Genomic DNA, 23,372 nt, shown 5'->3' on the forward strand with positions numbered 1-23,372 from the left:
GAAAGGTTCGATGTGGTCGAAGTCGCTTTTGCCTTGGCAAAGCAAGCCAAGATAGCTGGTCATGACATCGCCATGACTGTGAATCGGGTTCTCCATTCCTTTCACGGTGGAGCGATTGAGACGCTGCGGCAATCGGGTATGGGAAAGCAAGGCGCCGACGGTGGCCAGGCCAGCATGCGTAGTCAACAGAATTTCCTTAGATTGGGTGAATTGGATTCTCATATGTAGCACCTCGCAGGTGAAAGTGGATCATTCATGGTTCCTTTAAAATTCACCATCGGAGATGCGATTTCCTTTCTTTTTCTTCTTTTTCACAGAAGAACTATCACGGATTCAGGACATTGGTAAAATGGAACTAGTAAGAAGTTGAGGTACGGGGGATCTTATGTCATTCATCATGTTTATAGCTGCCTCTATGCTTGAGTACATTTCGTTTTTCATTTTCGTTCTGGTGCTGTTCCGGTTCTCCATCAAGGAATACATCCTGAAGTTCATGCTCGGCTCCTTAATCCTGGCTTTCGTCTCGAATACGGTTCAGACGGAATCCTTGCAAGATATATCGCCGTTGATCAACGTGTTTATCTTGTTTTTCCTGATCACCATTATTTTGCGCACCAAGCTGTTCCATTCGTTTATCATGGTGACAATCGGATATGTGGCGCAATCTCTCGTTCAATGGTTGCTGGTGACGTTCTTTATCCATTTCGGCGTTTTCGATGAAATTACGCCCTATACGGGCAACGCTTACCGCATCCAAGTGATGACCTTTATCGTGATGTGCCTGATCTCTTACTGCATCCATATTACCAAGGGTGGGTTCAGCTACATTCAGTCCAGCAGCCGATTCTACAAAGATTCCTTTCGCGGCAACAAGATGTTCGCGATATTCATGATTCTCGGGCTGGTTATTCTGTTTGCGGGCAATATCTTCTATATGACTTCCTACGATCGGCTGTCGGATTCGTTGGCTACGATTTGCATCGTCGTTGTCGTTCTCTTAATCGTGATGATCTACTTTTCCATTCGAAAGGACGAGTCGGAATGATCGAGAAGCTGGCCTTATCCATTGCAACGTCGATTAAGAGAGTCGACGCCGAGCAGACGCCCAGCATTGAAGTGATGAAGTTCTCGCTGATTACGATCTTGCATACGCTCTCTGCCGTTGTGCTCGTCATTATAATCAGCCTTTTTTTGGGCAAGCCGTGGGTGACTCTGTATGGAATGGGTTATTTCATGTTTCTTCGATTTTTTTCGGGCGGGTACCATATCGAAAAATCGAGCCTTTGCACCGCTTTATCCGTTCTGCTGATGTGCGCCGCGCCCTTCATTCCGCTAGACGAGAAATACGTTTATATGGTCAATATCGCGAACTTATTGATGATGCTTCTGTTTGCTCCGGCGAATATTAAAGGATTTGCGCGAATTCCGGAGAAATATTTTCCTATCCTCAAGTTGGTTTCGATGGCGATCGTTGCGGCGAACTTCTTGTTCAACAATCCTACGCTCGCTGTCCTTACCATATTTCAATCTGTATTGCTATTATTTAAACAGAGAGGAGGGGAAACGGTATGAAGAAAAAAGCGGTACTTGGCGTCGCCAAGCTGCTGGGCGTATTTGCTGTCTTTTTCGTCAGCACGGCGTGCTTTTATCTTTTTCACCGCCCGGAAATCCCTGCCGAACTGAAACGCTCTTAAAGAAAGGGAGGGAGCGCCATGTCTGGCTTTCGTCTATTGGATGGGGATGGCAAACCGGTCGAAATCGGACTCGATGAGGTGCTGGCGATCCGTCCAACTTCGGACGGTCCGGAATTCCATACGAAGCGAGGCGTCTTCTATTATCCTACTACGCTCGAGGAATTTCAGGCGCTGCTCGGCGAGTCCGGGTTCGAAAGGCTTGACCGCGGATTTCTGGTCAATATGAACCACGCCAAAGCGTTCGACAAGAAAACGAGAAAAGTGTATTTCGAAGATCCGTGGTCGAAGGACAGCTTGTTCGCCACCGTCTCCGAAGCGAATATGCACAAGGTCATGCACTTGGTCCGCGAGGATCAAACCTCTTATTCGGCACCTGCGAAGAAGTTTTTCTGGAAGAGCAAAGAGGTTTGATCGGGTCGCTCGGATCGTCGGCGGCAAGCTGGCTGCTCGCGTTTGTGCATCGTCTCATCGCCCAAGCCTGTCGGCTTGGGTTTTTTTTCGCTTCATTGACGGGAAGGAATATTCGGGCAAACTACCGGACGGACCGGAACGCCGTCCGATTGAAGCGGCCGGTTGACCCCGCAAGGTCAACCGTTCACGATGGCGCCTCCGTTGACGTGCAGTACCTGGCCCGTCACGTAGGAAGAATCCTCGGAGGCGAGATAGACGTAAGCCGGCGCCAACTCGTCCGGCTGTCCGGCGCGCTTCATCGGGGTATCCGATCCGAACTTCGCCACCTCCGAGGCGCCGAACGTGGACGGAATAAGCGGCGTCCAGATCGGGCCCGGCGCGACGGCGTTGACGCGGATGCCTTGCCCGACGACGTTCAGCGCGAACGAGCGGGTGAAGGCGACGATGGCGCCTTTGGTGGCGGAATAGTCGAGCAGCGTCGGGCTGCCCTTGTACGCCGTGACCGAGGCGGTGTTGATGACGGCGGAGCCGGATTTCAGATGCGGCATGGCGGCCTGGGTCAGGTAGAACATGCCGAAGACGTTCGTGCGGAACGTCTTCTCCAGCTGCGCGGGCGCGATTTGTTCCAGCTTGTCCGTCGGGTGCTGCTCGGCCGCGTTGTTCACGACGATGTCCAGCCGCCCGAGCGCTTGCACGATGTCCGCAATCGCCTGACGGCAGAAGGCCGGATCGCCGATATCGCCGGCGATGATGTGGCAGCGGCGGCCTTCCTGCTCGACCTGCCGCTGCGTCTCGCGCGCGTCCGTGAACTCGCTCAAATAAACGATCGCCACGTCCGCGCCTTCCTTGGCGAACGCGATGGCCACCGCGCGGCCGATGCCGCTGTCGCCGCCGGTGATGACGGCGACTTTGCCGGCGAGCTTGCCGGCCGGGCGGTAGACCGGGGATTCCGCTTCCGGGCGCGGGTACATGTCGCTCTCAAGGCCGGGCTGGCGGTCCTGATGCTGCGGAGGGAAATGGTCGGGCCGGTTCGGCGCCGGCGTTCCCTGCGAGGAATCCGATGCGGTTGTCATCGTTCATCCACTCCTTTCCTATGGGAGTAGATTACGACCAACGCGCGCTTTTTAAACATTTTTACGGGTCGTTTTCTTGCCGTCGCAGGTGAACAGAACCGGCTTGTCGTCCACGACCGTCTCCAGATGGACCGTCTTGCCCCATAGTTGGGAGACGAACGGCATCGTGCGCTCGATATATTTCAGATCGAGCTCGGTGCCTTCGTACTGGTGGGACAAATACAGCTCCCCGTTCCGCTGATAATCCCCGTCGGTGACGACGAGATACGGAAATCCTCCGTTCACGCGCGAATAGACGAGCTGATCGCGGATCGTCTCCCACGTTTTGTCCGTAATCGTCCAGTCCTGCCCTTTCTTCTCGAAAATATAAAGGTCGAGCTCGTCGGTCAATTCCTTGGTCAAGTAGTTGCGGATGAAGGAAGGGTCGGAATCCATCTCCCGCACCTCGAAAATCTTCTCCCGTCCCCAACGCTTCTCGATGTCCTCGAAAATTTTCAGCCCCAAATAATAAGGGTTAAGCGAGTTGCGCGACGGCTGCACGACGGCGGAGTTGAGCTTGGCGTACTCGATCGTCTCTTCGCTCGTGAGCGACAGCTCGCGCATGATCCGCTGGTGCCAGAACGTCGCCCAGCCTTCGTTCATGATTTTTGTCTCGATCTGCGGCCAGAAATAGAGCATCTCCTCCCGGAGCATCGACATCACGTCCCGCTGCCAGTCGGTCAGGACGGGAGAGTATTCCTGGATGAACCAGACGATGTCCTTCTCGGGCTCGGGAGGGAAGCGGCGCGGCTCCTGGGCGGCCGACGACTCGGCCTTCTTCGCGTCCTTCTCCCTGTCTTCCAGCGACCACAAGTCGTCGTACGGAGTGGGAAGGGCCGTTCCTTTGCCTCTGCGTTCCTTCTCGTTCTGCTGCTGCCATTCCATATAGCGTCTTTTGTCCAGACCTTGCGGCCGGACGAGCCGCGGATCGACATGCTCCTGGACGGCCATGACCGCGTCGAGGAATTTCTCCACTTCTTCGCTGCCGTACTCGATCTCGTATTGGGCGATGCGCTCGGCAGTGGCCGACATGCTCTCGACCATGTTGCGGTTCGAGGTGGAGAAGCGGGCGTTGTTCTTAAAAAAGTCGCAGTGCGCGAGCACGTGCGCGACGATCAGCTTGTTCTGGACGAGGGAGTTGCCGTCGAGCAGGAACGCGTAGCAGGGGTTGGAGTTGATGACGAGCTCGTAAATTTTGCTCAGGCCGAGGTCGTATTGCATTTTCATCCGGTTGAAGGTTTTGCCGAAGCTCCAGTGATGGAATCGCGTCGGCATTCCGTACGCGCCGAACGTATAGATGATGTCGGACGGGCAAATCTCGTAACGCATCGGATAGAAGTCGAGTCCGAAGCCGCGTGCGACCTCGGTAATGTCCTCGATCGATTTCTCCAGTTCGATATATTCGTCTCCGTGGGACATGAACATGCTCAGTACCCCCTCCGCAAGGCAATAGTTGCACCACCCTATGTATATGCGGGAAGCCGGCAAGGCGTGACAGGAGGACAAGCGGCGCGATATTACATTGATCAGCTTGACACTGCAACCTTCGTTCAAGATTTTCGACTCGATCGGATTTTCTCCTTGACATACCGGCGGTCGGTCTGGCATAATCAAATTACAACATACCGACGGTCGGTACAAAGAAAGGGTTGAACGCAAATGTCCGCTGCATCGGCAAGCTTTCAGAAAATCATGGATACCGCCGAAGCGCTCATCCAGGAGAAGGACTGCAGGCAGATGACGCTGCAGGATATTATCCAGCGCTCCGGCTTGTCCAAAGGGGCGATCTACCATTACGTGTCGGGAAAAGACGAGCTGCTCGGCCTGATCCTGAAATCCCGCGTCGAGAGAGCCAACAAGCGCTTCGACGAAGCGGTGCGGGATCCGGGCTCGTCGGGGATGGAGAAGCCGCTCCGCTCCATTGCGGAGGGAATGCTTCAAGCGACCCGTTACGACAACGTCACGAACAAAATTTTTACGTATTTGCTCAGTCAGGCGGATCAGCCGAAAATTGCGGCCGTGCTCGACGAGGTGCACGAATTTACGCTGCGCACGTGCGCGTCGTGGGTCGAAACGGGGCAGCGAAGCGGCTACATCCCCGCGGAAGCGGACGGCAGGAAGCTTGCCGAATCGCTCCTCACGTTCATGTACGGGATGCGCGTGCAGAGCACGATCAAGCGGGAGGCGTTCCGGGTGACGGAAGACGAATTGATCCGGTTCATGAGCCGGACGCTCAGCTAAATGCAAACCGAATTTTCGGAAAAAGGAGATTCATCCACCATGTCGAAACGCGCGCATGTCATCATGACTCTCATTTTGAACGGGGTCGTTCCCTGGCTTCTCTACGTTTGGCTGAAAGACTACATGAGCGGCACCGCGGCGCTGACGATCGCCACAACGGTTCCCCTCGCGGAGAATTTGATTTACTTGGCCAGAAACCGCAAGCTGGACGCTTTCGGCTCGCTCATGCTGTTTACGTTCCTGCTCACGCTGGCGTTCGTGATGCTCGGCGGCAGCGAGAAAGTTTTGCTCGTCCGGGAATCGCTCATCACCGCCGGCGTCGGCCTGCTGTTCCTCGTCTCCTTGATGTTCCCCCGCCCGCTCATGTTCTATCTGGCCGAACGGTTTGCCGGCAAGGGCGATTTCGCAGCCAACTGGAATTACTCGTACTTCCGCTTCGTTATGCGGCTCATGACGTTCGTATGGGGCTTTATGCTGACCGCCGAAGCGGCGGTGCGCGTCACGATGGTGTTCGAGCTGTCGACCGAACACTTGTTGAGGCGGAAAATCCGGATAACGAGGTAGCCGTTTTTCCGATCCGATGGCGGAACGTTTTGACGACCGAAGAGGCGGATTGGAGGCGGCGATTGGACGAGATGCGGAGCGAAGATTGCCCGGCTTCGGCTTGCACTTGGCGGAATGGCATGATACAACAAGGGATATCGATAAGTTCGCCAGGGGAAAGGAAGAGGCATGTGTCGAAGGAGCGGTCCATCCGCGAGGAGGAAATGAAGCGGTTAACCGAAGTGCTCGGCGTGATCGACCGTCGTCTGCGGAAGGAGCTGTCGGTGCTCGGAGAGAGACGCGGCGACGTCGTCGGCATCCGGCAGGAGTTCTGGGACGACGTGACGGTCAACTTCTCCGACGCGACGGAGCTCGGGGAGACGTGGAGCAGCATCGTGCAGCAGGCCGAGCTGCTGGCCGAGCGCGAGCGGAGCCACAAGGTCGCGTCGGCCGCCGCGTCGCGGCTGGCGCTGCAGCGCGACAACCCGTATTTTGCGCGGGTCGACTACCGGGAAGCCGGCGAAGCGGCCGCGGAGCGCATTTATATCGGAAGAGGCACGCTCGTGGGCGACGACGGGGAGACGTTCTACGTTTACGACTGGCGGGCGCCGGTCTCGAGCTTGTTCTACGACCATGAGCCCGGTCCGGCCGCGTATGAGACGCCGAGCGGCGTCATCGAAGGCGAGATGACGCTGAAGCGGCAATTCGTCATTCGCGGCGGCGTGCTGAAGCATGTCTTCGATACGGATGAGACGATCGGGGACGATATTTTGCAGGCGGTGCTGTCGGAACGGTCGGACACGTCGATGAAAAGCATCGTGGCGACCATCCAGAAGGAGCAGAACCGCATCATCCGCGACGAGAAGCACAAGCTGCTCGTCGTGCAAGGCGCCGCCGGCAGCGGCAAGACGTCCGCCGCGCTGCAGCGGATCGCGTATTTGCTGTATCGTTACCGGGACACGCTGACGTCGGACCAGATCGTGCTGTTCTCGCCGAACCCGGTGTTCAAAGGTTACGTCTCCCGGGTGCTTCCCGACCTGGGAGAGGCCAACATGCGGCAGATGACGTTCCGCGAATTGATCGAATCCAGGCTGGGCCGACGCTACGAAGTCGAGGATCTGTTCTCGCAGACGGAGGCGTTGGCCGCGGCGGAAGGTACGCCCGACGGGAACGCGCGGGAGGCGGCCGCCCGCTACAAAGGCTCGGAGCATTTCTTCGAGACGGTGGGCCGGTATTTGAAGCGGCTGGAGAAGGAAGGCGTCCGCTTCCGCCCGCTGCGCTTCCGCAAGGACACGATCGTGTCGGCGGAGGAGATGGCGGAGCATTTCTACGGCGCGCTCGCCAAGGAGAACTTCGGCGACCGGCTCGCCAAGCTCCGCCGCTGGCTGAACGAGCGGCTGAACGCATGGGTGGACAGCCAAATGGACGAAGCCTGGCTCGATGCGGAGGCGGAGCTCGCCGATCAGGAGGAGATCCAGCGGGCGTACGTGGAGCTGCGCCGCGGCGGAGCTTACGCGGGCGAGTCGTTCGACGACGAAGACCGCATCTCCGAGCTGCTCAAGCGCAGGGCGGCCGAGAACGCGATCGCGCCGCTGCGCAAGGCGGTGAAGGGCTTCCGCTTCATGGACCCGCTCGCCACGTACTGGGAGCTGTTCCGCAGCCGGACGCTGTTCACGGCGTGCGCGCCGGACGGCCGGCTGCCGCCCGGCTACGAATGGATGGCGCAGCGGGCGGAGGAGACGTTCGGCCGCAAAACGATCGATCACGAGGACGCGACGCCGCTGCTGTACGTGCTCGAAGCGCTGGAGGGCTTCCGCAAGGTGGACGGCGAAGTGCGGCATCTGTTCGTGGATGAGGCGCAGGATTACTCGCCGTTCCAGGCCGCCTTCCTGCGCCGGCGTTTCCCTCGCGCGCGGATCACGGTGCTGGGCGATTTCAACCAGGCCATCTACGCGCAAGCGGAAGAGAGCGGCGGCTTCGGCGGCTGGACGCGTCTTTTTCCGCCGGAAGAGACGAAGGTTTGGCGGCTGTCCACCAGCTACCGCTCGACCGAGCCGATCGTGCGCTTCTCGAAGCGCATCTTGAAGCCCGAGGATGCCGAGGGCATCGCGCCTTTTCACCGCGACGGCGAGCCTCCCGTTCTGGAGGTTTGCAAAGACGGGGCCGAGATGGCCGACCGCGTCGCACGGGCCGCGGCCGCGCTGCTGGAGGCCGGCTACGCCACGATCGGCGTCATCGCGAAGACGGCCCGCGAATGCGGCAACGCCAGCGCGATGATCAAAGAGCGGCTTCCCGACGACGTGCCGGTGACGCTCGTGACCGGGGGCTCGGCGAATTTGCCGAGGGGCATATCGGTGCTGCCGTCTTATCTGTCCAAAGGGATCGAGTTCGACGCCGTGCTCGTCTGGGACGCGTCGGAGAGCCGTTACGGCCGGGAGCAGGACCGCAAGCTGCTGTATACGGTTTGCACCCGGGCGCTTCACGTGCTTCATGTCTACTGCCTGGGCGAACCTTCTCCGTTCCTAAGGCAGCCCGAACCGGCCCCGAAGGAAGGGTGACGGCGATGGAACGAATGGGAGAAGCGCGAGAAGCCCTTCGCCGTTATTTCGGCTACGATTCCTTCCGCAACGGCCAGGAACGGCTCATCGGCGCCATATTGGAAGGCCGCGACGCCCTCGGCGTCATGCCGACAGGGGCGGGCAAGTCGATTTGCTATCAATTGCCCGCCGTCCTGCTGCCGGGCGTCAGTCTCGTCGTCTCGCCGCTCATCTCGCTTATGAAGGATCAGGTCGACGCCTTGACCGAGACGGGCATTCCGGCGACGTACATCAACAGCTCCCTGTCGGCCCAGGAGACGAACGAACGGCTCCGGGGCATGCTGCAAGGGCGGTATAAGCTCGTCTATATCGCGCCGGAGAGGCTCGAATCCGAGCGGTTCGTCTCGCTCATCCGGCAAATCCGCATTCCTCTGGTCGCGGTGGACGAGGCCCATTGCGTCTCTCAATGGGGCCACGATTTTCGCCCGAGCTACATGGGCATCGTCCGCCTGCTCGCGCATATCGAGCCGCGGCCGGTCATGGCGGCGTTCACGGCGACGGCGACGGACGTGGTCAAGCAGGACATCGTCCAGCGGCTGCGGCTCGCGGACCCGGTGCGGGTGACGACCGGCTACGCCCGCGACAATCTGGCGCTGTCGGTCGTCCGGAACGCGGACAAGCGGGATTTCCTGGCCCGCTACGTCCGGGAGCGTCCCGGCCAAGCGGGCATCGTCTACGCGGCGACCCGCCGGGAAGTCGAGAGCGTGCAGCAATATTTGAAGAGCCTCGGCATCGCCGCGGGCAAGTATCATGCGGGGCTGAGCGAGGAGGAGCGGGAGGCGGCCCAGGACGCTTTTCTCCGGGACGATCTGCAGGTCATTGTCGCCACGAACGCCTTCGGCATGGGCATCGACAAATCGAACGTCCGCTTCGTCGTGCATTACAACATGCCGAAAAACCTCGAAGCCTACTACCAGGAAGCGGGAAGGGCGGGCCGCGACGGGGAGCCGGGCGAATGCGTCCTGTTGTACTCCCCGGCGGATACGGCGACGCAGAAATTTTTTATCGAACAAAGCGAAGCCGACGAGGAACGGAAGAGGAACGATTACCGGCTGCTAAACGATATGGTCGAGTACGCGAACACGTCCGATTGCCTCCAGCGGAGCATCGTCCGCTATTTCGGCGAAGAGGGCGCCGAGCCGTGCGGCCGCTGCGGCAATTGCACCGACGAGCGGGAGCTTAAGGACATTACCGAGGAAGCGAAAATCGTGTTCTCGTGCGTCGCCCGGATGCGCCAGCGGTTTGGCGTGACGTTGACGGCGAAGGTGCTGCGGGGAGCGAACGACGCGAAAATCCGCCAGTTCGGCTTCGACAGGTTGTCCGTCTACGGCATGATGAGCGGCAGACCGGAGAAAGAGCTGGTGCAACTGATTCATGCCCTGATCGCCGACGGCTATCTCCGCTTGACGGACAGCCAGTATCCGGTCGTGCAGCTTGCGGAACGGGTTCGGGGCGTCATCGAGGGCGAAGAGCGGGTGTTCCGCCGCTTCGAGCCGATCGCCGCCGCCGCACGAAGGCGAAGCGGCGGCCGCTACGGAAGCGGAGGCGCGGATTCGGACGAGCCGATCGATTCCGCTCTGTTCGAGCGGCTGCGCGAGCTGCGCAAATCGATCGCCGATCGCGAAGGCGTGCCGCCGTTCGTTATTTTCCACGACGCGACGCTGCGGGAGATGTGCCAGCGGATGCCGACGACCGAGCAGGCGATGCGAAGCGTGAAAGGAATCGGGGACGCGAAGTTCGCGAAATACGGCACGTCCTTTCTGGCGTTGCTGCGCGAATTTGCGGCCGGGTCATCATAGAATTCGGTTATAAACAATCGATATCCGAAAAGGGAGAGACTCGCGAAATGGCGGATAGCGTATGGGCGACGAGAAAACAACGGCTGCTTGCGCATATGAAGGAGAGCGGCATCGACGCGGCACTGATTACCGCCCCGATTAACATTTATTACTTCACGGGGTTTTTGTCCGATCCGCACGAACGGTTTCTGGCGCTGTTCCTGGACGCACGCTCGGATGAAGAGCTGCTGTTCGTGCCCGAGCTGGACGCGGAAGCGGCCAGACAGACGGGGACGGCGGCTCGGCTCGTTCCGCTGTCGGATACGGACGATCCGTATGCGAAGCTGCGGGCGCAAGGGGCGGCGGGAAGCTGCGGCAGCCTCGGCGTGGAGAAGGGCTGCGTGACGCTGGAGAAGGCGGAGCGGTTCGGCGAGGCGTTCCCGAACGCCCGGTTCGTAGACGTGACCGGGTTCATCGATTCGTTGCGGGTTCGGAAAACGGAGGAAGAAATCGCGAATGTGAAGCTGGCCGTCGAGACGATCGAGCAAGTGGTGGAGTATGCGGCCGGGCGCGCCGTCGTCGGCATGACCGAGCTGGAGCTGACGGCCGAGCTCGAATATCAGATGAAGCGCCTCGGGGCGGAGAAGCCTTCGTTCGAATCGATCGTCCTCACGGGCAAACGGTCGGCGCTCCCGCACGGAGTGCCGGAAGCGGTGCCGATCGCGGCGGGCGATTTTCTGCTGATCGACATCGGCGTCAAAGTGCAAGGCTACTGCTCCGACATCACGCGGACGTTCCTGATGGGCGAGGGGACGCCGGAGCAGGAGAACATTTACCGGACGGTGCTGGCCGCCAACGAGGCCGGCATCGCGGCCGTCCGCTTGGGCGCGGCGGCAGCCGAAGTCGATCGCGCCGCCCGGAACGTCATCGCCGCGGCCGGATACGGCGAGTATTTCACGCACCGGGTCGGCCACGGCTTCGGCATGGACATTCACGAGTTCCCGTCGCTGCACGGCGAGAACGCCCATCCGCTCGAACCTGGCATGCTGTTCACGATCGAGCCCGGCATCTACGTGCCGTCGATCGGCGGCGTGCGGATCGAGGACGACGTCTATTTGCGCGAGGACGGCACGGTGCAGGTTTTGACGGGCTATCCGAAAGACCTGATCCGGCTCGGCGTTTAACGAATTTGTTGCCCCTGGGCTCCACTGTGAGTCTGGGGGCTTTCGCTTTTTGGGGCGGCATTCTTTTGCGGGCCGACTGCATTTTAATGGGCGGAGGTTCCTAGGTTTCTAGTCGTTCATCCCACTATCCCCTGGCATTGACAGGGTGCGGGTTTGCGGTTAACATGGGAATCAACTTTCTTTTAATCCGACTTATTTCATTGGAAAAGTGGGGTGTGCAGCATTGAATATTGAAAACATGGAAGCGTTCGTGTATGTCATCCACTACGGAAGCTTCAACAAAGCGGCGGACGCACTGTTCCTGTCGCAGCCGTCGGTGACGGCGAGAATTCAAACGTTGGAGCGGGAATTGGATTGCAAGCTGTTCGACCGGATCGGCAAGCATGTGCAGCTGACGGAAGAAGGCAAGCGCTTCTTGCCGTATGCCCAGCAGCTGCTGCAGACGTTCCAGAAGGGCAAGCAGCACGTCCAGCAGAAGAAGAAGCTTCCGGACGAGCTTAGGATCGGCTGCACCGTCTCCGTCGCGAATTACATGCTGCCGCTGCTGCTGCCGCGCATGAAGCGCAAGTATCCCCACATCCACTTCAAGCTGCAGACCGGCACGACCGACGACTTGGTAAACCGGGTGCTCAACAAGGAGATCGACATCGGCTTCGTCCGCAACGTCAACCACCCGAACCTCAAGTCGGTCAAGCTGATCGAGGACCCGATCCGGCTGCACGTGTACGAGGGGCACCCGTTCATCGGCGACGAGAACCTGACGATCGGGGCGATCGGCCGCGAGCCTCTCGTTTTTTTCGAATGCGGCGCGCTCGATTGGCTTCGCGTTCACCGGATTTTCGAATCGCTCGATCAGCCTCCGTTGCTGGAAATTCAGACCGACAATTCCGAGACGGCCAAGAAGCTGGTGCTGCAAAAAGTAGGCATCTGTTTCTTGCCCGGAATGTGCACCCGAACGGAAGTGGCCGAAGGCAAGCTGTATCCGATCGAGTTCCCCGAGACGGCGGGCATCTCCATGCAGACCCATATCATCGCTCTCCAGGGGGAACACGACGAGTTCCTGAGAACCTTGTCCGAATTCGGCCGGGAGCTGCTGAACAAGCCTTGAAAAGACCGATCGAATTGTTGAATTTCGTAATAGATTTTCTCTATTATCCGGCGCATTGACGGGTCCCGGACGGGATGATAAATTAATTTCAACATAATTATAACTTAACCAGTAGGAATTATAAGTTATCATCTTCGATCACGGGGTGGAGCAAAAAAATGAAAAAGCCGTTCCTATCTTTATCCGCTTTGATTCTGGCAGGCGCCTTCGCGCTGACCGGCTGCGGCCAGAACAATAACGATGCCGCGCCATCCGCAAGCGCCGGCGGCAGTTCGTCCGATGCGCCGGCTTCCGCCGCTTCATCGCCTAGCGCAAGCGCGAACGCGAGTGCCGCCGGAGAGTCGTCCTCGCCGGCCAAAGTGAAGAAAATCATCGTCGGCACGGGCACCCAGTTCCCGAAGGTGGCGTTCCTGGACGACAAAGGCAAGCTGACCGGCTTCGACGTCGAGCTCGTCCGCGAAATCGACAAGCGGCTGCCCGGCTACGAATTCGAGCTGCAGACGTACGACTTCGCGAACCTGCTGCTCAGCCTGGAGACGAAGAAGATCGACTTCGTCGCCCATGAGATGGAGAAGAACCCGGAGCGCACCGAGAAGTATCTTTTCAACAAAGAGCCTTACGCCCACTGGGAGAACAAAATCATCGTCGCCAAGGACAACAACGATCCGATTCAATCGCTGGACGACCTGAAAGGCAAGAAAGTCATTGTAGGCGCCACAAGCGCGGAAGCCCAAATCGTCGAGAATTACAACAAGACGCACGACAACGCGATCAAGATCGTCTACTCGAACGGCGGGTCGGGCGACACCGTCAACCAGATCGCCACCGGACGCGTATATGCGACGATCGGCGCGGACTTCTCGCTGTCCTTGATCGACCCTCAAGGCAAGCTGAAGGCGGTGGGAGAGCCGCTTAGCGACGCGGACATTCTGTTCGTCTTCCGCAAGGACGATCCGGAGGAGCAAGCGCTGGCGGACGCGATCGACGGCGCCATCCGCGAGATCAAAGCCGACGGCACGCTGGGCAAGCTGAGCGTCGAATGGCTCGGCCAGGACTTCACCAAAGGCGCGGGCGAGAAATAGAGGGCGATTCCAGATGGAAGGGAAAGGTGAGGATGCGCGATGCCGGGAGCGAAATTTGATATCGCCTACTTGTTCGATTACTTTCCCAAGCTGCTGTCCACGTTGAACGTCACGCTTACGATTGTCAGCCTCTCCATTCTGTTCGGGCTGGGCGTCGGATTTCTCGTCGCCCTCCCCCGGCTCTACAAAATACCGGTGCTGCGCCGGTTGTCGGAAGTGTACGTGTCCTTTTTCCGAGGGACGCCGATTCTGATCCAGCTCTTCCTGATTTACTACGGCTTGCCGGAGATGCTGAAGCTCGTTCATATCGACGTAACGCGAACGCCCGTCCTCGTCTTCGTCGTCTTGACGTACTCGCTGCATGCGGGCGCCTTTATCTCGGAGATGATCCGGGCGGGCGTTACGGCTGTGGACCGGGGGCAGGCGGAAGCGGCCTATTCCGTCGGCATGAACGGCTATCAGACGTTCACCCGCATCGTGTTGCCGCAGGCGCTGGCGATCTCGCTGCCCGTCTTCGCCAACCTGGTCATTGCGACGCTGAAGGACACGTCTCTGGCCTTCACGCTCGGCGTCATGGAGATGACGGGCAAAGCGGACACGCTCATTACGCTCGGGCAGCACTACATCGAGACGTACATCGACCTGGCGATCATTTACTTCGTCATCAGCTTCGCGCTTGAGCGGCTGTTCCGGCTGCTGGAACGGCGCCTGCTCCGCCACGAGCGGCGCGAACGTACGGCCGGGAAGCGGTTCGGCCGCAACGTTCCGTCCTTGCGCGGCTTGCTCGCCGAAAGCGCCGGCGTGCCGAAAGGAGGTGCGGGAGGATGAAGCTGGACCCGGCTTTTATATGGACGGCGTTCGTGAAGCTGCTGTCGGCCGTGCCGACGACGCTGTTCATTACCGTCGTGTCGGTTGCCGCCGGCTTCCTGCTCGGGACGGCGATCGCGCTGTTCCGCATTTACAAAGTGCCGGTCCTAGGCCCGCTCTCGGCCGGATATGTCACGTTTATCCGGGGAACGCCGATGCTGGTGCATCTGCTGCTCATCTATTACGGACTCCCGGCTGTGATCGACGGCGTCTCGGCTGCCTTCGGCTGGTCGTTCCGGTCCGTCTCCATTCCGTACGTCGTCTTCGCCTTGATCGCGTTCACGATTACGGCCAGCGCCTATTTGTCCGAGGTTGTCCGCTCCGGCTTGCTCTCCGTCAGCTCGGGTCAGCTCGAAGCCGCTTATTCGGTCGGCATGACGACGCCGCAAGCGATCCGTCGCATCGTGTTCCCGCAGGCGTTCGCGGCCAGCATTCCCAACCTGTCGAACAGCTTCATCGGCATGCTGCACGGTTCCACGCTCGCGTTCACCGTATCCGTCGTCGAGATCAACGCGAAGGCGCAAATCGTCGCCTCGACGAACTGGAAGTATTTCGAGGCTTACATCGCCGCCGCCGTTATTTTCTGGGGACTGACCGTGCTCATCGAGCGATTGGCCGGCGTGCTGGAACGCAAAATCAACATTTACAACCGAGGTGGCGTGGCATGATCCGGCTCAGGCGAATTACGAAGTTTTTCGGGCGCAATCAGGTGCTGAAGGACATCGATCTGACGGTGGAAAAAGGCGAGGTCGTCGTCATCCTCGGTCCGAGCGGATCGGGCAAAACGACGCTGCTGCGGTGCATCAACTACCTTGAGAAGCCGAACGCGGGAGAAGTGGCGATCGGCGAGCTGGCGGTCGACTGCAAGCGCCCGTCGAAGAAGGACATCCAGGCGCTGCGCCGCAAGACGGCGATGGTGTTCCAGCATTACAACCTGTTCAAGCATAAGACCGCGCTGGAGAACGTGATGGAAGGGCTCGTCGTCGTCCGCAAGCTGGCGAAGGAGGAGGCGCGGGAGCGAAGCGTCCGCGTGCTGGAGAAGGTGGGCCTCGGCGACAAGCTGGACGCTTATCCGAGCCAGCTGTCCGGCGGACAGCAGCAGCGGGTGGGCATTGCGAGAGCGCTGGCGCTCGAGCCCGAGGCGATTCTGTTCGACGAGCCGACGTCCGCGCTCGATCCCGAACGGGTCGGCGAAGTGCTGGAGGTCATCCGCAATATCGCCAAGGAAGGGATCACGATGATCGTCGTGACGCACGAGATGGGCTTCGCCCGCGACGTCGCGAACCGCGTCGTGTTCATGGACGGGGGCGTCATCGTCGAGGAGGGCGATCCGAAGATCATCTTCTCCCGGCCGAAGGAAGAGCGCACGCGGCAATTCCTGAAGCGGATTACGCCGGAAGCGAATTATTCGATATAGACGAACAAGCGGAGGGAGAGAGCCCGAATGGGACTGAAGCTAAGCATTTTGGATCAAAGCCCCGTTTTTCCGGGAGAGACGGTGGAGGACGCTTTCCGGCACACGCTCGAGATCGCCCGGCTGGCGGACCGGCTCGGCTACCACCGGTTTTGGGTATCGGAACACCACGACTCCCGGCAGGTGGCGGGGTCTTCCCCGGAGGTGCTCATCGCCTATCTGCTCGCCCATACCGAGCGGATTCGCGTCGGCTCCGGCGGGGTCATGCTGCAGCATTACAGCCCGTATAAAGTGGCGGAGAATTTCAACGTCCTCTCCGCGCTCGCTCCCGGCCGCGTCGATCTCGGCATCGGCCGGGCGCCGGGCGGGCTGCCGGTCTCGACCCGGGCGCTGCAGCAAGGCGTCGCAGCCCCTGCGCCGCTCGAGGAGAAGCTGGAGGAGCTCGCGCGCTTCTTGCGCGGTCCGCTCCCCGAAGGCCATCCGCTGGCCGGGCTTCACGCCTCGCCGGCGGCGAAGGTGCCGCCCGCGCTCCATTTGCTCGGAGCGAGCGCGTCCAGCGCCGAGCTGGCGGCCCGTCAGGGCCTGCCTTACGCGTTCGCCTTGTTCATCAACGGCGATGCGGATGTGGCCGAGTCGGCGTTCAAGACGTACCGCGAACGGTTCGGCAGCGAGACGGAGGCTTCGCCGGAACCGATTCTGGCGCTCTCCGTCATCGTCGCCGACACGGACGAGGAAGCGGCCGCGCTCGCCGCCGACTTCAAGAACGTCAAGGTCAAGCTGGCCAGCGGCAAGTCGGTGACGGTCGGCACGGTGGAGCAGGCGGAAACGTTCGGCAAGCAATCCGGCGAGTCGTACGAGATCGAAGTGCGGGACGCCGACATCACGAAGGGATCGAAAGAGACCGTGCGCAAGCGGCTGCTCGAGCTGAGGGACCGATTCGGCGTCGACGAGCTGATCGTGACGACGGCGGTTCCGGACTTTTCGAGCCGGGTACGGTCCTTCCTGCTGCTTCAGGAAGCGTTCGCGGAGACGCGGGTCGGTTGATTGACAAAAAAAGAGGAGGCGGCGACATGAGTTTGAACGAGAACGAGATCGAACGCTATCTGAACTTGCATAGCCAGTTGGTTCAGGCGATCGAAGGGTTGACGGAGGATCAATTGAGATGGAAGCCGGCTCCGGGCAAATGGAGCGTGACCGAGGTGCTGTCGCATCTGACCGATCACCATCTAATCGTCTCCTTCCGCATCCGCGAGATCATCTCCGGGTCCCCGGCGCAGCTGCCGGGCTTTCGGCAGGATCCGTGGGTCGAGCATTCCTTTGCGAACGAAGCCGACGCTTCCGGCATTCTGGCGTTTTACCGTTCGCTGCTCGAATACAACAGCCTGCTGTTCCGCCGCCTTCCGGCGGAATACGGCGACAAGACGGCGATCAACCAGAAAGGGGACCGGGTCACGCTGAACGGCGTCATTCGGGCCTTTATCGAACATGTGCAGCTTCATCTGGGACAGATCGAGCGGATCAAGCGGAGCCATCCGAGCCTGCAAAATTCGGGTTCCGCCAACTGACCATACGGGAAAGGCGGGGAGTTCGTAATGGCATCATCGCAAATTCGCATCCGGGATGCCGCAGACGCGGACCGCGGCGCGCTGAAGGAGCTGCTGCTTCAAGCGTACGGGCAGTACGAGGCGGACCTTCAGGAGCACTGGGAAGCGTATAAGGAATCGATCCTGGCTTCCGTGGACGCGGCAGGGCCGAAGGCCAGGCTCGTCGCCGAGTTGAGCGGCCGGATCGTCGGCAGCGCGCAGCTGTTCCTCTCTTCCGAGGAAGCGTACGGACGGCCGGAGCTGGGCATCCATGCGCCGATTTTGCGGCTGCTCGCCGTCTCCCCGGACCACCGGGGGAAGGGGATTGCGACCGAGCTCATCCGTGAAAGCGTCCGCCGCGCGATCGGCTGGGGAGCGGACGCGCTGTATTTGCACACGTCGGACATGATGGCGTCGGCCGTGCGATTGTACGAGCGGCTAGGGTTCGAACGCGCCTACGACAAGGAATTTCATAACGGCCGAACGCCGGTCAAGAGCTACCGGCTGCCTCTTCGCGAGACGGCTCCGATCGGACGGGATCCGGTGTAAAACAAGAACGGGAGGAATGTGCATATGGCGAGAAAACCGCTCAAATTGGGCGCGCTCATCCACGGGGTCGGCGGCAACATCTCCGCCTGGCGGCACCCGGAGGTGCCGGTCGACGCCAGCGTCAGCTTTCCTTTTTACCGCAAGCAGGCGCTTAAAGCGGAAGAGGGCAAGTTCGACCTCGTGTTTATCGCGGACGGTCTTTATATCAATGAAAAATCGATTCCCCACTTTCTGAACCGGTTCGAGCCGATCACGATATTGTCCGCGCTGGCGGCCGTCACGTCGCGCATCGGCCTCGTCGGCACGCTGTCCACTTCTTACAGCGAGCCGTTTACCGTCGCCCGGCAGTTCGCCTCCCTCGACCACATCAGCGGGGGAAGGGCCGGTTGGAACGTCGTCACTTCCCCGCTGGAAGGATCGGCGCTCAACTACGGCAAGACGGAGCATCCTTCGCACGACGAGCGCTATCAGATCGCGGAAGAATATTTGCAGGTAACCAAGGGGCTCTGGGATTCGTGGGAGGACGACGCCTTCGTCCGCGACAAGGAGTCGGGCGTGTTCTTCGATCCCGCCAAGATGCACCGGCTGAATCATAAAGGCAAATATTTCTCCGTTCAGGGACCGCTGAACATCGCTCGTTCCCGACAGGGCCAGCCGGTCATCTTCCAGGCGGGCTCGTCGGAGAGCGGCAAGACGCTGGCGGCGAAGGAAGCCGACGCGGTGTTCACCGGCGCCGAGACGATCGAGGAAGCGAAGGCGTTCTACGAGGATGTCAAGGCAAGGGCCGTCAAGTTCGGCCGCTCCGAGGACGACATCGTCATCTTGCCGGGCATCGGCCCGATTATCGGGCGCACGGAGGAAGAAGCGGAGCGCAAGTACCAGGAGATTGCGAACCTCGTCTCGATCGAGAACGCGCTGAACTATCTGGGCCGGTTTTTCGACCATTTCGACTTCTCCCAATTCCCGCTCGACGAGCCGTTCCCGGATATTGGGGACATCGGCAGCAACAGCTTCCGCAGCGGTACGGACAAAATCAAGAGAAACGCGAAGGCGCGGAATTTGACGCTGCGGCAGGTCGCTCTGCAGACCGCGACGCCGCGGGGGGAGTTCGTCGGCACGCCGGAGCAAGTGGCGGACCGGATTCAGCGCTGGTACGAGGAGCGCGCGGCGGACGGGTTTATCGTGCATTCGAACATTCCGAGCGATCTGCACGACTTCGTCGACCTGGTCGTTCCGATTTTGCAGGACCGGGGCATCTATCGCAAGGAATACGAATCGGATACGCTGCGGGGCAACCTCGGCCTTCCGATTCCGGCGAACCGCTACACGCTGGCGCCGTCCGGCCGTTAAGGAGGAAGATCGCAGCCGAATTGAACGCTCTCCCCGGCAATGATAGAATGAGGCGACCGAGACATTCGAATGGCAGGGGAGGAGCGCCGATGCGTCCGCAAGAGGGGAAATCGATATTTATTTTCGCAGGCACGTACGACAGCGCGGATCGGGAAGCGATCCACTTGTTCAAGCTGAACGGAGAAACCGGGGAATGGAGCCGAAGCGGCGGGATTGCCGGGATCGAGAACCCATCCTTCGTCGCCGCACACCCGCATCGCAATTGGCTGTACGCCGTCAGCGAGACGGAAGCGGGAGCGGTCGTCGCCTTCCGTTACGACCTGGACAAGGGCGAGCTCATCGAATTGGGCCGGCAGCCTTCGGAAGGAGACGCACCTTGCCATCTGCATGTCGACCGGACCGGCCGATGGCTGCTCGCCGTCAATTACACGAGCGGGAGCGTTTGCTTGTACCCGATTCGGGAAGACGGGGCCGTCGGACCGCTGGCGGACCACATTCGCCACGAAGGCAAAGGCCCTCGCGAAGATCGGCAGGAGCGGGCTCACGCGCATTCGATTTTCCCGATCCCGAATTCGGATGATTGGATCGTCTGCGACCTTGGGACGGACGGATTGTATGTGTACAGGCTGGATGCGGAGCGCGGCAAGCTCGTCCTTCGTTCCATCACCCGGACGGAGCCGGGAGCGGGCCCGCGGCACGTCGCTTTTCACCCGACATTGTCCCTTGTTTACGTGGTCGAGGAGCTGGCTTGCGCGGTTTCGGCATACCGCTACGACGTTGCCGAAGGTCAGCCGTTCGAGCGGCTGCAGACCGTTCCGACGCTGCCGGACGATTACAAGGGCGACAACACGTGCGCGGACATTCATCTGACCGCGTCGGGCGAGTACCTGTATGCCTCCAACCGGGGCCACGACAGCCTGGCCGTTTATCGCGTTCTGGCGGACGGCTTGCTTCGGCCGACAGGTCACGCACCGACGCTCGGGAGAACGCCGCGCAATTTCGCCGTTATCGGCGACCGGTGGTTGCTTGCCGCCAATCAGGACACGGACACGGTCGTCACGTTCAGGCTGAACGAGGAAGGTTTCCCGATTCCGGCCGGACATTCGGCTTCCGTCGTCAAACCGGTCTGCCTGCAAGCGGTGATCCGGTAAAACCTGCTAAAACAAGCACATGCTCCGCTCTTGCCTAATATGTATTAGGTAAGGGGGCGAGGCGAGTGAGAAGACGCGGGTTCGACGCTCGTAGGGCGATTTGGCTTGCGGCCGTATGCGGCCAGACGTATAGGCAATACGGACATCCGGAAAACGCGTTCGTCGTCCCGGCCGGCTTCGCGGTGCGGTCCGGCTTCATCGCCCACTCGCTGAACCGCGTATGGGAGCCGTTCGGGTTTATTATCGAATCCTCCGACGAAGTCGTCGTAGCTTTCCGGGGAACCAGTTCCACCTCCGATTGGCTGTCGGACGCGCTGGCGACCCAAATCGAATATCCGTATGCGAAAAACGCCGGAAAAACGCATCGGGGCTTTACGCAAATTTACCAGACGGCCCGGGACCAGATCATGACCTCGCTGCGCGGCACGGATCCCCGCAAACGATTGTTCGTGACCGGGCATAGCTTGGGCGGGGCGCTTGCCGTGTTATGCGCGATGGATATGTCGTGCAACTCGGCTTTCCGGACGCCGATTCTGTATACGTATGGAGCGCCCCGAGCCGGCAGCCCCGCCTTCGTGTCGGCCTTCGGCGATCGTCCGATCAACGTCAACCGGATCAGCAACTTGTACGACGCCGTCACGTATTTGCCGCCGCCTACGGTCAAGATTCCGAGAAGCAACCAGGTTTTCGAATATCGGCATATCCAGCCGTTCATCGCCTTGGATTTCCATAACGGAAGAGTGTCCGCCAACCACATGATCGGAAGCTACTTCGCGGAGCTGGCGAAGCGCGATCCGGAATACGCCGGGCGAATGTGCGATGCCAATCCCGGCTTCTGCCCGGCACCGTCCATTGAATAGGCGGAGGGGCCTGAAGAACGCTTCTCCGATTCGAACCGCCGCTGGGCGGTTTTTTCGTCAGGTGCCGCATACCGTATTGGACGACTCGTACCACTATCCCCGTGCATCAGGAGTACCTGCCATTGGCGGCGAATCATCCTACTATCCCCACGAATCAGGTGCAGTTGCCTTTTTGGAGACCCGTACCACTATCCCCGCAACTCAGGATTACCTTGCTGCATCGCGACTCGTACTACTATACCCTTGAATCAGGTCCGAGAACGACGTCATGGGTCATGGAGAAGAGCCTTAAGGACTAAAGGGGATTGGCTGAGCGGATGGGATAATGGGATGGTGGGAGAAAAGGACATGACGACGCGTCGGCCCTGATGCGAGGGGATAAGGGGATGCGCCTGCGAAGCGGAAGACCGAGCGGGCGTGCCGTCGCCATACCGCCTAACGCTCGGGCTTTCTCCCGTCTGCCTTTTCGTATATGATGGGTTCTATAGAACGCATGCGAATGCGAATAAAGAACTGGGAGAGAACCATATGGAGAAAACGGCTTTGTCGCCGCTAGTCGGCCTCTTGGATCTGCAGCCGCACGTGGAGGGCGGTTGGTTCAGGGAGATGTGGAAGTCGTCGTTCGAAATTCCGAAGGACGTGCTCGGTCCCCGCTATTCCGGCGCCCGCGCGTCGGCCAGCTCCGTTTACTTCCTGCTGCATCCGGGAGAAGTGTCGCAATGGCACAAGGTGCTGTCGGACGAGCTGTGGCTTTATCACTCCGGCGGTCCCTTGCAGCTTACGCTCGGCGGCTCGGGAGACGAACCCCGGGAAGGAGAGCGGATCGTGCTCGGCATGGACGTGGAGAAGGGACAAGTTCCGCAGGCGCTCGTTCCGGCTTCCGTCTGGCAAACCGCTGCGCCGCTGGGCGACGAGCCCGTCTTCGTCACGTGCATTGTCGCGCCGGCATTTCATTACGACGACTTTACGTTGATCGAAGCCGGAACATAAATGCAAAATCGTTGTTGAACCCGCTCAAAATTTGCTATGTTAATTCTAGCAAACGATTCGATGCGTACGACGCATTCGTCTGGAGGATCGGACATGACGGGAGATTCGGGCAACGTTTGTTTGGTTACGGGAGGCAACTCCGGTATCGGATTGGAGACGGGAAGGCGTCACGGGCAAGTATTACAACAAGCTGCAAGAGAAACGTACCGTCCCGATCTCCTACGATGCCGCGCTGCAAGAGCGGTTATACGAACGCAGCCTGAAATGGAGCGGTCTGAAATAAGTCATGGCGGAATTCCGATGAATTCGACGTATCCCGGATCGGTTGAACGAGCGTTGATGGCAAGCTATGAGGTGAACGATCTGGTCAATAAAGAAGAACTGTCCTCCGGTCTCCTTGTGGGACTTTCGGGGCAGTTCTTTTATTTTTCGACAATAACATCCGGGACTCCCTACAATTACCTTTTTGCTGTATACTAGGAGGTGGAATTTGGAAGAAGTTGTTTGTTTTTAATAGCTTAACGCTTTGTACTGAATGGCGCTCAATAATCCTCTTCTCGTAATTTCGCTACGCAGCATATCGATGAAGTCCGGTTCCAGCTGGAGACGCTGCGCTTCAACGTAGCTTTCGATCAGATGTTCGTCGTTGAGACATGCGAGTATGGCGTTCATTTTCGCGGAAGATGTACTCAATCCCATTGCTTTTTGCACCTCATATGCATATTGCTGTGAAGTTTAACGGTTTTGTTAATCTATATGCTTAATGTTAAACATTTCCTGATAAAAAGTCAGCGCAACTTTTATGCATCTTCACGCAAATCGTTTTGCATTCTTGTGTAAGGGGGGAATTAGAGAGAA

General features: G+C 59.4%; 24 protein-coding genes and 1 pseudogene. 21 read left to right on the forward strand and 4 right to left on the reverse strand.

Annotated elements, in window-relative coordinates:
* Nucleotides 1-222, reverse strand: a pseudogene (locus G485_RS28775) (IS1380 family transposase); the annotation flags it as partial.
* A 163-nt stretch (nucleotides 223-385) separates the two neighbouring features.
* On the opposite strand from G485_RS28775, the gene G485_RS0105440 reads away from it, so the two are divergent.
* Genes G485_RS0105440 through G485_RS0105455 form a run of 4 tightly spaced genes read left to right on the forward strand, consistent with a single transcriptional unit; the run spans nucleotide 386 to nucleotide 2,105 of the window.
* Complete coding sequence (locus G485_RS0105440; protein ID WP_156922144.1) at nucleotides 386-1,045, forward strand: hypothetical protein; 660 nt, start codon at nucleotides 386-388, stop codon at nucleotides 1,043-1,045.
* A complete protein-coding gene (locus G485_RS0105445) occupies nucleotides 1,042-1,572 on the forward strand; it encodes an accessory gene regulator ArgB-like protein (protein ID WP_027091722.1) in 531 nt (176 codons plus the stop codon). Before G485_RS0105440 ends, G485_RS0105445 begins: the two co-directional genes overlap by 4 nt.
* Nucleotides 1,569-1,694: a cyclic lactone autoinducer peptide gene (locus tag G485_RS28780; RefSeq protein WP_084423124.1), complete on the forward strand. Its 126-nt coding sequence runs from the start codon at nucleotides 1,569-1,571 to the stop codon at nucleotides 1,692-1,694. Before G485_RS0105445 ends, G485_RS28780 begins: the two co-directional genes overlap by 4 nt.
* 18 nt (nucleotides 1,695-1,712) lie before the next feature.
* Nucleotides 1,713-2,105, forward strand: a complete 393-nt coding sequence (locus G485_RS0105455; protein WP_084423125.1) for a LytTR family DNA-binding domain-containing protein — start codon at nucleotides 1,713-1,715, stop codon at nucleotides 2,103-2,105.
* 176 nt (nucleotides 2,106-2,281) lie between these two features.
* Here the strand turns inward: G485_RS0105455 and G485_RS0105460 are convergent, their stop codons facing one another.
* Entirely contained in the window at nucleotides 2,282-3,178 is an 897-nt protein-coding gene (locus G485_RS0105460; protein ID WP_027091724.1) for an SDR family oxidoreductase, read from the reverse strand.
* Nucleotides 3,179-3,229: 51 nt separating this feature from the next.
* Nucleotides 3,230-4,642 (reverse strand): SpoVR family protein, encoded by a 1,413-nt coding sequence (locus G485_RS0105465; RefSeq protein ID WP_276203339.1) that lies wholly within the window; start codon nucleotides 4,640-4,642, stop codon nucleotides 3,230-3,232.
* Between the two features lie 234 nt (nucleotides 4,643-4,876).
* Here G485_RS0105465 and G485_RS0105470 point away from each other — a divergent pair, with 234 nt between their 5' ends.
* The 17 genes from G485_RS0105470 to G485_RS0105550 all read left to right on the forward strand — a co-directional run bounded on the left by G485_RS0105470 (nucleotide 4,877) and on the right by G485_RS0105550 (nucleotide 22,514).
* Entirely contained in the window at nucleotides 4,877-5,458 is a 582-nt protein-coding gene (locus tag G485_RS0105470; protein ID WP_027091726.1) for a TetR/AcrR family transcriptional regulator, read from the forward strand.
* 39 nt (nucleotides 5,459-5,497) lie between these two features.
* A complete protein-coding gene (locus tag G485_RS25205) occupies nucleotides 5,498-6,022 on the forward strand; it encodes a VC0807 family protein (protein ID WP_205620117.1) in 525 nt (174 codons plus the stop codon).
* Between the two features lie 170 nt (nucleotides 6,023-6,192).
* Nucleotides 6,193-8,559: an RNA polymerase recycling motor HelD gene (helD, locus tag G485_RS0105480; RefSeq protein ID WP_027091727.1), complete on the forward strand. Its 2,367-nt coding sequence runs from the start codon at nucleotides 6,193-6,195 to the stop codon at nucleotides 8,557-8,559.
* 5 nt (nucleotides 8,560-8,564) lie between these two features.
* A complete protein-coding gene (recQ, locus tag G485_RS0105485; protein WP_027091728.1) occupies nucleotides 8,565-10,397 on the forward strand; it encodes a DNA helicase RecQ in 1,833 nt (610 codons plus the stop codon).
* Between the two features lie 47 nt (nucleotides 10,398-10,444).
* Nucleotides 10,445-11,560 (forward strand): M24 family metallopeptidase, encoded by a 1,116-nt coding sequence (locus G485_RS0105490; RefSeq protein WP_027091729.1) that lies wholly within the window; start codon nucleotides 10,445-10,447, stop codon nucleotides 11,558-11,560.
* A 223-nt stretch (nucleotides 11,561-11,783) separates the two neighbouring features.
* Nucleotides 11,784-12,668 (forward strand): LysR family transcriptional regulator, encoded by an 885-nt coding sequence (locus G485_RS0105495; protein WP_027091730.1) that lies wholly within the window; start codon nucleotides 11,784-11,786, stop codon nucleotides 12,666-12,668.
* A gap of 158 nt (nucleotides 12,669-12,826) precedes the next feature.
* A complete protein-coding gene (locus G485_RS0105500) occupies nucleotides 12,827-13,750 on the forward strand; it encodes a transporter substrate-binding domain-containing protein (RefSeq protein ID WP_027091731.1) in 924 nt (307 codons plus the stop codon).
* Between the two features lie 39 nt (nucleotides 13,751-13,789).
* Complete coding sequence (locus G485_RS0105505; protein WP_027091732.1) at nucleotides 13,790-14,578, forward strand: amino acid ABC transporter permease; 789 nt, start codon at nucleotides 13,790-13,792, stop codon at nucleotides 14,576-14,578.
* Complete coding sequence (locus G485_RS0105510) at nucleotides 14,575-15,285, forward strand: amino acid ABC transporter permease (protein ID WP_027091733.1); 711 nt, start codon at nucleotides 14,575-14,577, stop codon at nucleotides 15,283-15,285. Before G485_RS0105505 ends, G485_RS0105510 begins: the two co-directional genes overlap by 4 nt.
* Nucleotides 15,282-16,034, forward strand: coding sequence for an amino acid ABC transporter ATP-binding protein (locus G485_RS0105515; protein WP_027091734.1), 753 nt, complete (start codon nucleotides 15,282-15,284; stop codon nucleotides 16,032-16,034). Before G485_RS0105510 ends, G485_RS0105515 begins: the two co-directional genes overlap by 4 nt.
* A 27-nt stretch (nucleotides 16,035-16,061) precedes the next feature.
* Entirely contained in the window at nucleotides 16,062-17,075 is a 1,014-nt protein-coding gene (locus G485_RS0105520; RefSeq protein ID WP_027091735.1) for an LLM class flavin-dependent oxidoreductase, read from the forward strand.
* A 26-nt stretch (nucleotides 17,076-17,101) separates the two neighbouring features.
* Nucleotides 17,102-17,596 (forward strand): DinB family protein, encoded by a 495-nt coding sequence (locus G485_RS25210; RefSeq protein WP_084423126.1) that lies wholly within the window; start codon nucleotides 17,102-17,104, stop codon nucleotides 17,594-17,596.
* Between the two features lie 27 nt (nucleotides 17,597-17,623).
* Entirely contained in the window at nucleotides 17,624-18,163 is a 540-nt protein-coding gene (locus tag G485_RS0105530; protein ID WP_027091736.1) for a GNAT family N-acetyltransferase, read from the forward strand.
* Between the two features lie 24 nt (nucleotides 18,164-18,187).
* Nucleotides 18,188-19,513 (forward strand): LLM class flavin-dependent oxidoreductase, encoded by a 1,326-nt coding sequence (locus G485_RS0105535; RefSeq protein WP_027091737.1) that lies wholly within the window; start codon nucleotides 18,188-18,190, stop codon nucleotides 19,511-19,513.
* A gap of 89 nt (nucleotides 19,514-19,602) precedes the next feature.
* Complete coding sequence (locus G485_RS0105540) at nucleotides 19,603-20,664, forward strand: lactonase family protein (protein ID WP_027091738.1); 1,062 nt, start codon at nucleotides 19,603-19,605, stop codon at nucleotides 20,662-20,664.
* A gap of 65 nt (nucleotides 20,665-20,729) precedes the next feature.
* A complete protein-coding gene (locus G485_RS0105545) occupies nucleotides 20,730-21,524 on the forward strand; it encodes a lipase family protein (RefSeq protein ID WP_027091739.1) in 795 nt (264 codons plus the stop codon).
* A gap of 528 nt (nucleotides 21,525-22,052) precedes the next feature.
* Nucleotides 22,053-22,514 carry a cupin domain-containing protein gene (locus G485_RS0105550; protein WP_027091740.1) on the forward strand — a complete coding sequence of 154 codons (462 nt, stop codon included), beginning with the start codon at nucleotides 22,053-22,055 and terminating at the stop codon, nucleotides 22,512-22,514.
* A 510-nt stretch (nucleotides 22,515-23,024) separates the two neighbouring features.
* On the opposite strand, the gene sda is transcribed toward G485_RS0105550, so the two are convergent.
* On the reverse strand, nucleotides 23,025-23,213 hold the full coding sequence (gene sda, locus G485_RS25215; protein ID WP_035154899.1) for a sporulation histidine kinase inhibitor Sda: 189 nt from the start codon (nucleotides 23,211-23,213) through the stop codon (nucleotides 23,025-23,027).
* Between the last annotated feature and the right edge of the window lie 159 nt (nucleotides 23,214-23,372).

The sequence above is a fragment of the Cohnella thermotolerans DSM 17683 genome (assembly GCF_000429825.1).
GTDB classification, from domain to species: Bacteria; Bacillota; Bacilli; order Paenibacillales; family Paenibacillaceae; genus Cohnella; species Cohnella thermotolerans.